The sequence below is a fragment of the Bradyrhizobium sp. 482_C4_N1_8 genome (assembly GCF_052075965.1).
Lineage (GTDB): Bacteria > Pseudomonadota > Alphaproteobacteria > Rhizobiales > Xanthobacteraceae > Bradyrhizobium > Bradyrhizobium barranii.
Window position 1 is genome coordinate 3,906,273 of the sequence record NZ_CP197231.1, and the last position, 12,899, is coordinate 3,919,171.

At 64.7% G+C, this 12,899-nt stretch carries 12 protein-coding genes; 8 read left to right on the top strand and 4 right to left on the bottom strand.

The annotated features are described in order from the left end of the window. Nucleotides 1–12 precede the first annotated feature (12 nt). Nucleotides 13–453, top strand: a complete 441-nt coding sequence (locus tag AB7Z56_RS18495) for a DUF1489 family protein (protein ID WP_028155001.1) — start codon at nt 13–15, stop codon at nt 451–453. A gap of 9 nt (nt 454–462) precedes the next feature. Here the strand turns inward: AB7Z56_RS18495 and AB7Z56_RS18500 are convergent, their stop codons facing one another. Both AB7Z56_RS18500 and panC read right to left on the bottom strand, forming a co-directional pair. After that, nucleotides 463–1,212, bottom strand: a complete 750-nt coding sequence (locus AB7Z56_RS18500; RefSeq protein ID WP_084795098.1) for a hypothetical protein — start codon at nt 1,210–1,212, stop codon at nt 463–465. 76 nt (nt 1,213–1,288) lie between these two features. Further along, nucleotides 1,289–2,140 (bottom strand): pantoate--beta-alanine ligase, encoded by an 852-nt coding sequence (gene panC, locus AB7Z56_RS18505; RefSeq protein ID WP_063982759.1) that lies wholly within the window; start codon nt 2,138–2,140, stop codon nt 1,289–1,291. 280 nt (nt 2,141–2,420) lie between these two features. On the opposite strand from panC, the gene AB7Z56_RS18510 reads away from it, so the two are divergent. The 4 genes from AB7Z56_RS18510 to AB7Z56_RS18525 all read left to right on the top strand — a co-directional run bounded on the left by AB7Z56_RS18510 (nt 2,421) and on the right by AB7Z56_RS18525 (nt 6,221). Further along, nucleotides 2,421–3,344 (top strand): division plane positioning ATPase MipZ, encoded by a 924-nt coding sequence (locus AB7Z56_RS18510; RefSeq protein ID WP_063982760.1) that lies wholly within the window; start codon nt 2,421–2,423, stop codon nt 3,342–3,344. A gap of 342 nt (nt 3,345–3,686) precedes the next feature. Next, a complete protein-coding gene (locus tag AB7Z56_RS18515; protein WP_063982761.1) occupies nt 3,687–4,547 on the top strand; it encodes an alpha/beta fold hydrolase in 861 nt (286 codons plus the stop codon). A 145-nt stretch (nt 4,548–4,692) separates the two neighbouring features. After that, the gene (locus AB7Z56_RS18520) at nt 4,693–5,436 is read left to right on the top strand and encodes a hypothetical protein (RefSeq protein ID WP_063982762.1); all 744 of its coding nucleotides are present in this window, start codon (nt 4,693–4,695) and stop codon (nt 5,434–5,436) included. A gap of 59 nt (nt 5,437–5,495) precedes the next feature. Next, on the top strand, nt 5,496–6,221 hold the full coding sequence (locus AB7Z56_RS18525; protein ID WP_063982763.1) for a DnaJ domain-containing protein: 726 nt from the start codon (nt 5,496–5,498) through the stop codon (nt 6,219–6,221). A 218-nt stretch (nt 6,222–6,439) separates the two neighbouring features. Here AB7Z56_RS18525 and AB7Z56_RS18530 read toward each other — a convergent pair whose 3' ends face one another. After that, nucleotides 6,440–8,290, bottom strand: a complete 1,851-nt coding sequence (locus AB7Z56_RS18530) for a D-alanyl-D-alanine carboxypeptidase (RefSeq protein WP_231142133.1) — start codon at nt 8,288–8,290, stop codon at nt 6,440–6,442. A gap of 389 nt (nt 8,291–8,679) precedes the next feature. On the opposite strand from AB7Z56_RS18530, the gene AB7Z56_RS18535 reads away from it, so the two are divergent. Next, nucleotides 8,680–9,018 carry a phasin family protein gene (locus AB7Z56_RS18535; protein ID WP_014494653.1) on the top strand — a complete coding sequence of 113 codons (339 nt, stop codon included), beginning with the start codon at nt 8,680–8,682 and terminating at the stop codon, nt 9,016–9,018. 117 nt (nt 9,019–9,135) lie between these two features. On the opposite strand, the gene AB7Z56_RS18540 is transcribed toward AB7Z56_RS18535, so the two are convergent. Further along, complete coding sequence (locus tag AB7Z56_RS18540; protein ID WP_084795099.1) at nt 9,136–9,408, bottom strand: hypothetical protein; 273 nt, start codon at nt 9,406–9,408, stop codon at nt 9,136–9,138. Between the two features lie 450 nt (nt 9,409–9,858). Between AB7Z56_RS18540 and clpS the strand changes: the two genes are divergently transcribed. Next, nucleotides 9,859–10,191: an ATP-dependent Clp protease adapter ClpS gene (gene clpS / locus AB7Z56_RS18545; protein WP_014494655.1), complete on the top strand. Its 333-nt coding sequence runs from the start codon at nt 9,859–9,861 to the stop codon at nt 10,189–10,191. A gap of 291 nt (nt 10,192–10,482) precedes the next feature. Next, nucleotides 10,483–12,897, top strand: a complete 2,415-nt coding sequence (gene clpA / locus AB7Z56_RS18550) for an ATP-dependent Clp protease ATP-binding subunit ClpA (protein WP_014494656.1) — start codon at nt 10,483–10,485, stop codon at nt 12,895–12,897. Nucleotides 12,898–12,899: the final 2 nt, after the last annotated feature.

Sequence of the window (12,899 nt, forward strand, 5' to 3'; positions counted from 1 at the left end):
AATGCTGGGGCCATGCCGCTACATCTGATCAAGCTCGCCGTCGGCTGCGACTCCGTCAAGGAATTGAAGGGGTGGGTCGCCGAACGGATGCAGACCGCCAAGAAGAAGGGTCTGCCGCAACATCACATCCACATCACCCGCATGGTGCCCAAGCGCGACGCCGAGATCCTGGCGGGCGGATCGCTCTACTGGGTGATCAAGGGCGAGATCGCCGCGCGTGAAAAGATCATCGGCATCGAGCCGTTCCGCGACAAGGACGGCATCGGCCGTTGCCGGATCGTGATGCAGCCGAAGGTGATCTCGGTATCGCCGCGGCCGATGCGGCCGTTCCAGGGCTGGCGCTACCTCAGCGACGATTCCGTGCCGCCCGATCTCGGCAAGTCGGCCGCCGGCTCGATCGCGGCGATGCCGGAGCCGATGCGACGCGAGCTGCGCGATCTCGGACTGCTCTGACGCGGCCGCTCATGGCGGCGTGACGATGTGCAGCCGCGCCCAGTCGGAGGACGGCATCACGACCGGACGTCCGCCTTCGCCGATGGCGTCGATGATGTCGACCAGCTCGGGCTCGACGCCCATCTCGTGCAGGTACTTGCGATACTGCTCGCCAAAGATCGCCGTCAGGCTCTCGCGCTGTTCGGGCGCCACGTTGGGCGCGCGGCGATTGCGGATGGAGCGGCCGGCCAGCACCACCGTCGCACCTTGCGGGAGGCTGCGATGCACCCCGCCGGCGAGCATGAGGACGCACGCGAAATCGCACGCCGGATCCGGCAAGGATACCTTGGCGTCGAGCGGCCCGCCCGGGCGCTTCAGCGCAAAACAATCCGCCTCCGGTTTGCCGGCGCAGGCCTCGACCTCGGTCGCGCCGGCGGTGGCATCCAGGCCGCGGTCGCGCAGGATGCGGCCCATGCTGACCGCAACATTGAGGTTGGAGCCGCCCCGGCTATGGATGACGAGCGGCAGCTTGTGTCCCGCCTGGCGATCGAGAATTGCGATCAGCCGCTTGTAGCTGTCCCATTGCACCGTGCCCTCGGCGGCGATCCAGTCGGAGCAGCCCGGTCCGCAGGCCCCGGCGGCGCCATGGGCGACGTAGAAGATCATCGCATCCGGCGGCGACCCGTAGAGGCCGATCGGCGGGCGCTGTTGTGCCTGGGCGGCAGTCGCGGCGACAAGCGCCAGCACGCCGTTCACGATCATCGTGCGGATGAATGACATGCCCCTGCCGGTCGGCTCGTTTCCTCGCCCCGATCATCCATCCGGGCGAGGCAACGCGCAAGATCGACCCTGGCGGTTACACCGCGATATTGTCGATCAGCCGGGTCGTGCCGAGCTTGGCCGCCACCAGGATCCGCAACGGGCCGTCCTTGCGCGAGGTGACCTGCGCCAGCGTCTCGGCATGGCGCGCCTCGAAATAGTCGAGCGCAAAGCCGGCCGACGTGATCATCCCGGCGCCGCGCGCCATCGCGGATGCGATCGCTTCGCCGGCGCGGATGCGCCCGGCGCTGTCCTTCATGGCGCGGTACAACGTGGTCGCGGTCTGCCGCTCCTCCGGCGAGAGATAGACGTTGCGCGAAGACATCGCGAGCCCGTCGCGCTCGCGCACGGTGCGGGAGCCGGTCACCTTGACGCCGAGGTCGAGGTCGCGCGCCATCTGCGTCACCACCCGCAGTTGCTGAAAGTCCTTCTCGCCGAAGATTGCGACATCCGGCCGGCATTGCGTGAACAGCTTGCCGACGACGGTGGCGACGCCGCCGAAGAAGTGCGGCCTGAAGCGGTCCTCGAGGCCGGCCAGCGCCGGCCCCTCCGGCACGATGCGGGTCGCAAAGCCGTCCGGATACATCGCCTCGGCGCCGGGGTGCCAGACGATGTCGACGTCCTCGGCGGCGAGCTTGGCGAGATCGGACTTCCAGGTGCGCGGATAGGCACCAAAGTCCTCGGTCGGCGCGAACTGGGTCGGGTTGACGAAGATCGACACCACGACGCGACTCGCGCGCCGCCTGGCGAGGCGCACCAGCGACACATGTCCGTCATGGAGCGCCCCCATGGTCGGGACCAGCGCGATCGTGGCCTTTCGCTTGCGAAGATTGTCGACGGCGCGTCGCAAGGCGGGGACCGTGCGGGCGATCAAGGGGCTTCGTGACATCAGGACTCGACGGGGTTGGGAATGGGAAGCGGGCGCGTCCCGGCGCCCGGCCGGCTAACCTTAACAAGCGCCGATCGTGGACGCCATGCATTCGGATGCGGCACAGCATCCCGCGCGAGGCCGCGCACGATGTCGCGACATGGCTGAATCACAAGCGAGAGATGGTGCCGTGATTCATTTCGAACACGGCGCGCTGCGATTTGCATTTACTGTCACGCATTTCACTTGACCGCAGACGCGGCCAACTCGAAGATATTCATCAGGGGTGTTGAGGATCGCTATGCTTGTGCAGGCTAGCCAAGGCCAATCCGGCTCGGCGCATGTCGTCGTGCTCGGCAACGAAAAAGGCGGCTCCGGCAAGTCGACCACCGCCCTGCACATCGCGGTCGCGCTGCTGAAGGCCGGCCAGCGCGTCGCCACGATCGACCTCGACTGCCGTCAGCAGAGCTTTACCCGCTACATCGGCAACCGTTCCGCCTGGGCGCGCCGCACCGGCCTCGGCCTCGAGCTGCCGGTGCATCGCTGCATCAAGCTCGGCGAGACCATGCAGATCGCCGAGAACGAGAATTCCGAGTTCCAGCAGTTCATGGAGGCGGTCTCGGCGGTCGAAAGCAATTTCGACTTCATCGTCATCGATACGCCGGGCACCGACAGCTATCTGATGCGCTTGGCGCACTCGATGGCCGACACGCTGGTCACGCCGATCAACGACAGCTTCCTCGATTTCGACGTGCTCGGCACCGTCGATCCCGCCAACTACGCAGTGACGGGCGAGAGCCACTATGCCGAGATGGTGCGGGATGTCAGGCGCAAGCGGCGCCAGCTCGACGGCTCCAGCACCGATTGGATCGTCGTGCGCAACCGCCTGTCGATGCTCGGCTCCCGCAACAAGCAGCTCGTCGCCGAGGGCCTCAAGGATTTGTCGCTACGGCTCGGCTTCCGCTACGTCGACGGCTTCGCCGAGCGCGTCGTCTATCGCGAATTTTTTCCGCGCGGCCTGACCGCGCTCGATGAGATCGACGAGGCCACGCTCGGCATGCGGCCCAACCTTGGCCATCTCACCGCGCGGGAAGAGGTGACGGGCCTGCTCCGCCAGCTCAAGCTGCCGCTCGACGAACGCGGCCGCCGCCGTGCGGCAAATCGCGCCGAGTGGTTCAGCCAGGTCGACAAGCCGCTCGAGGTCCACGACATCCTCGGCGCCTGAGGTGGCGGTATATCGCTACTTCCAGCCGATTGAAGCTGCCGGTTCCCGCCGGAACTGAGTGCGGGCTTGGCCGTTTCACCCTGTGTTTACCGTGAAATTGAAGCCAATCGAGACCGGTTGCGTCGGATGGTAGCCTGCACCTGACGTAGCCGCCTGAGAACGGGATGCCCAAGAAACGCGTGCGCCGCACAATGAAAGGGCTGAAGGTTCACAATATTTAAGCTTCCTGTCACGCGGCTGTGACATATATTAGGGAATAGGCGACCAGGGGCCGAAGAGCCCCGGAAGAACACGATTTTCAACAGGGATTCAGGCCGCAAGAGCCTGAGGCTGAGGACGAAAATGAAGCGTGGAATTGCCGTTCTGGTTTCGGTTAGTGCCCTCTTCGGCGTCGCCTATGTCACGGCGAGCAAGTGGGCGATCAGGCACGAGACCGTCACCTTCTACGACGCCTCGCGCGACAACCGTCCGGTGCCTGTCGATATCGCGGTCCGCCGCGACAAGGAAATGCAGGCCAATGCCGGCATGATCACGCTGCCGGTTGCCGTGATCAATCACGGCAACACCGTCAAGAATACCGAGTACGGCTTCCTCGCCAACATCTTCGCGGCGCGCGGCTATATGGTCGTAAGCCCGCAGCATGATTTGCCGACCGATCCTCCCATGGTGACCAAGCCCGGTGAGCTCTATGTCGGCCGGTTGCCGCAGATCCTGCGCGGCGTTGCCAACATCCATCTCGCCATGCAGGAGATGAAGAAGGTTCAGCCCAACGCCGATTACGACAGGGTGACGATGGTCGGCCACTCCATGGGCGGCGACATCACGATGTATTTCGCCAAGCAGTATCCCGATGAGGTCAAGAAGGTCGTCACGCTCGACAATCTGCGCGTGCCCTTCGTCACTGCCGGCAAGTTCAAGATCCTGTCGTTCCGTTCGCAGGATCCGCAGTTCAAGACCGACGCGGGTGTCATCCCGACCGACGAGGAATGCGAGAAGGCCGGCATCCAGGTCGTGAAGACCGAATTCCAGCACAACGACATGCGCGACACCGGTCCGGATGCGGCGAAGAACTCGATCCAGAGCATGCTCGACAAGTTCCTGAGCGACGGCGACAGCGCCGTGGCGCCCGTCGATACGCGCTCGGCCCCGCCCAATATCCTGGAGCCCGGTCCGGTTGCTCTGATGGCGCCTGCCAAGAGCTGACACCGACATAGGCTGACACCGACACCGCTCCGATCGTCTGCACGACCCGCAAAGCCTCCGCCGGCATCCGCCCGCGGAGGCTTTGCACATTGACCGGGCCGCAGGCGCTATCCACATTAGCCGCTCACGCAAGAAGCGAGCAGGGATGTCCGGCGAACCCGTCAAACCGCGTGGCCGTGATGCCGTCTCGAGCCAAACCGGCGGCACGCTGCCTCAAGCCAGCACCGCGGAGGACATCGCCGCGTTCGTCGCCAAGGCGCGTGCGCTGTCGCCGCATGCCCCCGGCGCGAAGGGGCGGCTGATTTTTGCGCTGGATGCGACAATGAGCCGGCAGCCGACCTGGGACATGGCCTGCGCGCTCCAGGCGGACATGTTCCGCGAGGCCGCAGCGATCGGCAGCCTCGACATCCGGCTCGTCTACTATCGCGGCTTGAACGAGTGTCGCGCCACGGGCTGGATCTCCGACAGCGCGAAGCTCGCGACGCTGATGAGCAAGATCGACTGTCGCGGCGGCGACACCCAGATCGGCAAGGTGCTGAGCGACGTGCGGCGCGAGGCGGTCGCTTCGGGCGTGCGTGCGGTCGTTTTCGTCGGCGATGCCATGGAGGAGAAGGTCGACGAGCTCTGCGCCAAGGCCGGCGAGCTCGGCATGCTCAAGGTCCCCGTGTTCGTGTTTCAGGAAGGCGCCGACGCCGTGGCCGAGCAGGCCTTTCGCGAGATCGCGCGGCTGACCGGCGGGGCCTGGTGCCGGTTCGATCCCGGCGCGGCGGCGCAGCTTCGCGAGCTGCTGCGCGCGGCCGCGGCTTATGCCGCCGGCGGCCGGGAGGCGCTGTTGAAACTCGCCAAGAGTGCGAGCGGTGCGGCCAAGCTGATCGGGCAGATGAAGTAGCGGCCCGCGTCGGAGACGGACGCCATGCATTTTGCCGTGAGGGCGACTATATTCCGGCCATGACCCTGATCGCCGGCGCCATCGCCGTTATCACGCTTTATCTGCTGCTCCAGATGTTCCGCTCCGCCAATCCGGCGGTGCTGGCGCGCACCATCAAGTTCGGTGGCGGCGTGGTGGCGCTCGCGGTCGCAGCGTTCACTGGCCTGCGGGGCGAGCTGGCGGTGGCGATCCCGCTCGGGATTTTCGGCGCCGGGCTCCTGGGCTGGACGCCGCTGGCGAATGCCGGCTTCGGCAATATCGGCGGGCTGTTCGGCGGTGGCGCAACGCGCCCGGCCGGACAGGCCTCGCGCGTACGCTCGCAATTCCTGGACATGCGGCTCGACCACGATTCGGGGCAGCTCGCCGGCCAGATCGTCGCCGGTCCTCACGCCGGGCGCGATCTCCAGGAGTTCGATCTCGCTGGCCTGCTGGCGATGGCTCCGGCGTTCGACGCCGAGAGCGTGGCCCTACTTGAAAGCTATCTGGACCGCCGGTTTCCCGCTTGGCGTCAGAACGCGCAGGGCGATGCGGCAGGGCGGCAGCGCCGCACGGCGCCGAGCGGCAAAATGACGGCGGAGGAAGCCTATCAGATCCTTGGCCTGCAGCCGGGCGCGGGGCGCGACGACATCAGCCGGGCGCACAAGTCCCTGATGAAGAAACTCCATCCCGACCAGGGGGGCTCGACGTATCTCGCTGCCCGTGTGAACGAGGCCAAGGATACTCTGCTTCGCACGCATAACGGCTAACTCCGGCACTACGCTACAAACGCCCGTACCGCGTAAGCTCCGCTTGCTCTGTCTGCCGTCGCCCCGATGCCCGCCTTTGTCGGCGTGGTCGATCCCTTGAGTAAAGTTTTAACCGTAAATCCTTGACGAGAGGTTGTCGCGGAACTGGCATCGCCGCATCCCCCAAACAAAAATGCCCGCGCAAGGCGCGGGCATTTTGATTGGAGCGGTACGACAGATCAGTTGCGGACGGTGATGCAGGAGATGTCGGCGCGCTTCAGGGCGCGGCAGACGGCTTCGGCCTGGTCCCGCTCGAGCCCGGCGAAACGGGCCCGGTAAAGCTTGCGATTGTCCTTGGCGAGGACCGGCTCGGTGAACGGGTCGGCCTTGCTGAGCAGGCCGCGGGCGGAGCTGCGGGCGGCGTCGATGCGCTGCTGGGCTTCGTTCTCGCTCTCGAGTGCGCCGACTTGGACGATCCAGCCGCTATGGGTGACGACCGGCTTGGTGGTGGCGCTCATCTGGATCGGCTGCGGCACAGGATCGGCCGAAGCGAGCTTCGCAGCAGCCGGTGTGGGCGCGGTGGCCGTTGCGGCCGGCAGCACGCCGAGGATGCCGTTGCCGGTGCCGAAGCCCGCCGGCTGACGGGGCATCTCGGTGCGGGCGAGCTCGGCCTTCGGCGCTTCCGGCTGGCTCGCCATCTCGGGCTTGTTGATGAGATCGGCGCGGGCGACGACGGCGCCGGAGGTCTCCGCGACGTCGGAGCGGGCCGCAATCGTGCTCGTGACCTGCGGTGCGACCTGAGCCGGGGCGGCGGAGGCGACCTTCACGGTGCCGGCCTTGACCTGAACCGTCTTCACCCGGACCGGCTTCATCGGCTCGGACGAGCCGGGGATGATGGAGAGCGGCTGGCTGGAGATCACGCCATTTGTGAGCGGCGCGGGCTCGATCCTGGATTCAGTTGGCCGAACCTCGGGCTTGCTGGTGTCAGGCCTGGCTTGAGCCGGCGGCATCGCGGCGGTCGCGGCCGCCAGCGCCGACAGGCGCGAGGCGAGACGCTGCGGGGCCGTCTCGGGGGCAGGGGCGGCCGCGGCCTGCTGGACCTGCGGAGCGGGGCGGGCCGGGGTCTCCGATGCATCGGCGACGTCGGTATTGGCATCTGCGCCGTTGCGCTCGGTGACAGCGACGACGGTGTGGGTGGTGGCGCCCTTCTCGAGGTTCTCCGCGAGCAGGTTGCGCATGGTGGCGTCGCGCGAGCCGCCGCTGCGGCCGCCGAGCACCACGCCGATCAGGTGGCGGTTGCCGCGACGCATCGAGGTCACGAGGTTGAAGCCGGAGGCGCGGGTGTAGCCGGTCTTGATGCCGTCCACGCCCTCGACGCTGCCGAGCAGGTGGTTATGGTTGCGGATCGACTGTCCGCGCCAATTGAACGTCGAGGTCGCGAAATAGCGATAGTAGCGCGGGAAGCGCTCCTGGATGGCGCGGCCGAGCGTGGCCTGGTCGCGCGCGGTCGTGACCTGCTCGTCGTTGGGAAGGCCGTTGGCGTTGCGGTAGACCGTCTTGGACATGCCGAGCGAGCGCGCCTTGCGCGTCATCATCTGGGCGAAGTCGTCCTCGTCGCCGCCGATCGCTTCCGCGATCACGACGGCCGCATCGTTGGCGGAGCGGGTGACGAGGCCCTTGATCGCGTCCTCGACGCGGATGGTCTGGCCGGCACGCAGGTTCAGCTTGGTCGGATCCTGATCGGCGGCGTGCTGCGACACCGGCATCTCGGTGTCGAGCTTCATCCTGCCGGACTCGAGGCGCTCGAACAGCAGATAGAGCGTCATGATCTTGGTGAGCGAGGCGGGGTGGCGGATTCCGTCTGGGCTCGTTGCCTGGAGCACGGAGCCGGAATTGCCGTCGACGATGATCGATGCGAATTTCGGGCTGGAGCTGTCGGACACATCGCGCTGCACCCGGTGGTGCGCGTAATTGCGCCGGTGACGCCGTGCCTCGGCAGCATCGGTGAAGATGACTACGGCGGTGACCGTAAGAAGCCCGAAAACGCCAACCCGCGCCAAGCGCGAGGAAGACAAGTTTTTACGAAGCATGAAACCCCGTCCCCGTTTCTGACTTGATCACCGGCCCGTGAGGCGAAATTGTGCCCACTCGACCCGGGATCATTACCTGCTCAGGCTGTCTCTCCGCTGGTGTTCGCTGCGGGAAACGTTGGGCCTGAGCCGCTGTTCTGGCTAAGGTGATGTTCTCGAACGGCTTTTGACCATTCGCGGAAGCTGAACACGTCCAGGGAATCAGGGTAGGGGTCCGCGGTTTCCAAAAGCTTAAGGAACCATTGCGGGAAACCTCGGGAATCTCAGCGATTTGCATCTAATTTTGTGCGTCGCACAAGATTCTTGACTTTTTTGTGCGTTGCACTATTTTTGGGCGGAGTCAGGGAGCCGGGGCTTCCGGACCAAAGCCAGGGAAAAAGGATTCCGAAATGTTCAAGGTTGAAGACTTTCAGAGCTACGGGAAAGAGCAGTTCGAGCAGTGCGTTGCTTCCGCGACCTCGATGCAGCATGGCCTCCAGGCGATCGCCAGCGCGTATGGCGACTACACCAAGAAGTCGTTTGAAGACACCAAGTCCTTCGTCGAGAAGCTTTCCGGCGTGAAGTCGCTGGACAAGGCCGTGGAAGCGCAGACCGACTTCGCCCGTTCCAGCTACGAGACCTTCGTTGCGGAATCGCAGAAGATCGCCGGCCTCTACAGCGACCTCGCCAAGCAGGCGTTCAAGCCGGTCGAGACCATCGTTTCGAAGTTCACCCCGGCTGCCAACTAACGTCCTCTGGAACTCCTGGAATCGAAAAGCCCGGCTGGTTCAGCCGGGTTTTTTTGTTGTCGCGACAAAGATCCGGTTCAGCGCGCCACGCGCAGCTTCGACAGCGACGTACCGACGTCAACCCCACACGGTCTGACTCGCCGACATCACCGGACAGAACGTGTCGATGCCGTTCGCCTTGGCGTCGTCGCGCAGCTTCTTCCGTCGCGTGTCGATCTGCGAGGCATTGCTGTACCACCAGCGATTCTGCGCATCGAGACCGCCGGCGAGGAGCACGAGGCCACTGAGCTGATCGACCAGGTTCTTCGCGGCCGTCGGCATCGCCGACATCTTGCCGTCCTGGGCCATCGAGCCGGCGTTGTCGAGCAGCATGGCGACGCGCATGCGCACCAGGGGCCACGCGATTGAACGGCAGCTCGATTGGACCGTAGAAAACCGGAGGTATCCCGCGAAACCGCCGCTGCCGCTTAACGGCCGGATTCCCGGTGAAGATGTTCTAAACGGTGCCGGCCGAAACTTTTGTCAAATCGGTCCGGATTGACTAACCTTGGTCAGGATCGCCGGACCGGGAATCGGGACTGCCTCGACCATATTGGCCAGACCGTTGCACGCTTGCGGCGAGCCGGGGGCGGGCCCATATTCCCTACAATCGAGCCGGGCTTGACCGGACCGGTTGGAAGCGGTGATCCAACAAGGCGGCGCGCCCGTGCAAAGCTCCGAAGGGCGGGGCCGCGCGGCTGACCGTCACTCGCTTCCGTGGGGAATTTGAACGCCTGAGCCATGCCGCACCTGACTTTCAGACTAGACCTGTCCGCGCAAGCCGCTGCCCACGCTCCTCGTATGAGCAATGACGAGAACCGTTCGGGCGGACCGACGGGGCCGAATACGTCTGTCATCACCAAGGTCAAGCCGAAGACCAAACGGCCGAACCTGTATCGTGTGCTGATCCTGAACGACGACTACACGCCGATGGAATTCGTCGTCCATGTGCTGGAGAAGTTCTTCCAGAAGGACATCGAGGCCGCGACCAAGATCATGCTGCATGTCCATCATCACGGCATCGGCGAGTGCGGCGTATTCACCTACGAGATCGCCGAGACCAAGGTGACGCAGGTGATGGACTTCGCCCGCAAGCACCAGCATCCGCTGCAATGCGTGATGGAAAAGAAATAACTGCGCGTTCACATCCAGAGTTATTTAGATCGGTTCTGGTTGCGCGGTATGTGATGGCAGCACATCCTGCTGCGTGATCCCGCGAAAATCAGCGGCGTCAATCCTGCCCAAATGGGTAGTTCTGCCCAAATCGGAACGGGTTTTGCATCGAGCATGCCGTGGGCGCGTAATGCCCATTTGAGTCGCGGAACCGGTCTTTCGCCGCGGTCTTGTATAACTATATGTGACAAAGGTTGTTGTTGCCTGACCGGGCGATGGCGATCATGATGGTGGGGGCCATAGAGGACGCGAATGCCGACTTTTTCCCAAAGCCTTGAACAATCCCTGCATCGTGCGCTGGCGATCGCAAACGAGCGTCATCACCAATACGCGACGCTCGAGCATCTCTTGCTCTCCCTGATCGACGACTCCGATGCAGCCGCCGTCATGCGCGCCTGTAGCGTCGATCTCGACAAGCTCCGCACGAGCCTCGTCAATTACCTTGAAACCGAATTCGAGAATCTGGTGACGGATGGCGCCGACGACGCCAAGCCGACCGCCGGTTTCCAGCGCGTGATCCAGCGCGCGGTGATCCATGTGCAGTCGTCCGGTCGCGAAGAGGTGACCGGCGCCAACGTGCTGATCGCGATCTTCGCCGAGCGCGAGAGCCATGCCGCGTACTTCCTGCAGGAGCAGGACATGACGCGCTATGACGCCGTCAACTACATCAGCCACGGCATCGCCAAGCGGCCGGGCGTCTCCGAGGCGCGGCCGGTGCGCGGCGTCGACGAAGAGACCGAGGCAAAGGGTACCGAGGACGCCAAGAAGAAGGGCGAAGCGCTCGAGACCTATTGCGTCAACCTCAACAAGAAGGCGCGCGACGGCAAGATCGATCCGGTGATCGGACGCAATTCCGAGATCAACCGAGCGATCCAGGTGCTGTGCCGCCGGCAGAAGAACAACCCGCTGTTCGTGGGCGAGGCCGGCGTCGGCAAGACCGCGATCGCGGAGGGCCTCGCCAAGCGCATCGTCGACAGCGAGGTGCCGGAGGTTCTTGCGGCTGCGACCGTGTTCTCGCTCGACATGGGCACACTGCTCGCGGGCACGCGCTATCGTGGCGACTTCGAGGAGCGCCTGAAGCAGGTGCTGAAGGAGCTCGAAGCTCATCCCAACGCCATCCTGTTCATCGACGAGATCCACACCGTGATCGGTGCGGGCGCGACGTCGGGCGGGGCGATGGATGCGTCGAACCTGCTCAAGCCGGCGCTTGCCTCGGGCACGATCCGCTGCATGGGCTCGACCACCTACAAGGAATACCGCCAGCACTTCGAGAAGGACCGCGCGCTGGTGCGGCGCTTCCAGAAGATCGACATCAACGAGCCGACGGTCGAGGACGCGATCGCGATCCTCAAGGGCCTCAAGCCTTACTTCGAGGACTACCACCGGCTGAAGTACACCAACGAGGCGATCGAGGCTGCGGTGCAGCTCTCCTCGCGCTACATCCACGACCGCAAGCTGCCCGACAAGGCGATCGACGTGATCGACGAGTCCGGCGCGGCGCAGATGCTGGTGGCCGAGAACAAGCGCAAGAAGACGATCGGCATCAAGGAGATCGAGACCACGATCGCCTCGATGGCGCGGATCCCGCCGAAGAGCGTGTCGAAGGACGATGCCGAGGTGCTCAAGCATCTCGAGCAGACCCTGAAGCGCACCGTGTTCGGCCAGGACAAGGCGATCGAGTCGCTTGCCGCATCGATCAAGCTGGCGCGTGCCGGTTTGCGCGAGCCGGAGAAGCCGATCGGCTGCTATTTGTTCTCGGGTCCGACCGGCGTCGGCAAGACCGAAGTCGCAAAGCAGCTCGCGGCGTCGCTCGGCGTCGAGCTGCTGCGCTTCGACATGTCCGAATACATGGAGCGGCATACCGTGTCGCGCCTGATCGGCGCGCCTCCCGGCTATGTCGGCTTCGACCAGGGCGGCCTGCTCACTGACGGCGTCGATCAGCATCCGCATTGCGTGGTTCTGCTCGACGAAATCGAGAAGGCGCATCCCGACCTCTACAACGTGCTGCTCCAGATCATGGATCACGGCCGACTCACCGACCATAACGGCAAGCAGGTCAACTTCCGCAACGTGATCCTGATCATGACCACGAATGCGGGTGCTTCGGATCTCGCCAAGCAGGCGTTCGGCTTCACCCGCTCGAAGCGAGAAGGCGACGACCACGAGGCGATCAACCGGCAGTTCGCGCCGGAATTCCGCAACCGTCTCGATGCCATCGTCTCGTTCGGCCATCTCAGCGTCGAGGTGATCGGCACGGTCGTGGAGAAGTTCGTGCTTCAGCTCGAGGCGCAGCTCGGCGATCGCGACGTCACCATCGAACTGTCCGAGCCCGCCAAGACCTGGCTGGTCCAGCATGGATACGACGAGCAGATGGGCGCACGGCCCATGGCCCGCGTCATCCAGGAGCACATCAAGAAGCCGCTGGCTGACGAGGTGCTGTTCGGCAAGCTCAAGGGTGGCGGCCACGTCCGCGTCGTCCTGGTCAAGGACGAGGCCGACGAGACCAAGGACAAGATCGGGTTCGAGTTCCTCGACGGTCCGATCACGCCGAAGCAGGAGAAGCTGCCCGGCGCCCGCAAGCGTCCGCCGGGCAAGTCCAAGCCGGGCGGTGGTGGCTCCGGCGGCTCGAAGGGGCCGACCTCGAAGGGCCCGCTGGTCAAGGCTTGATT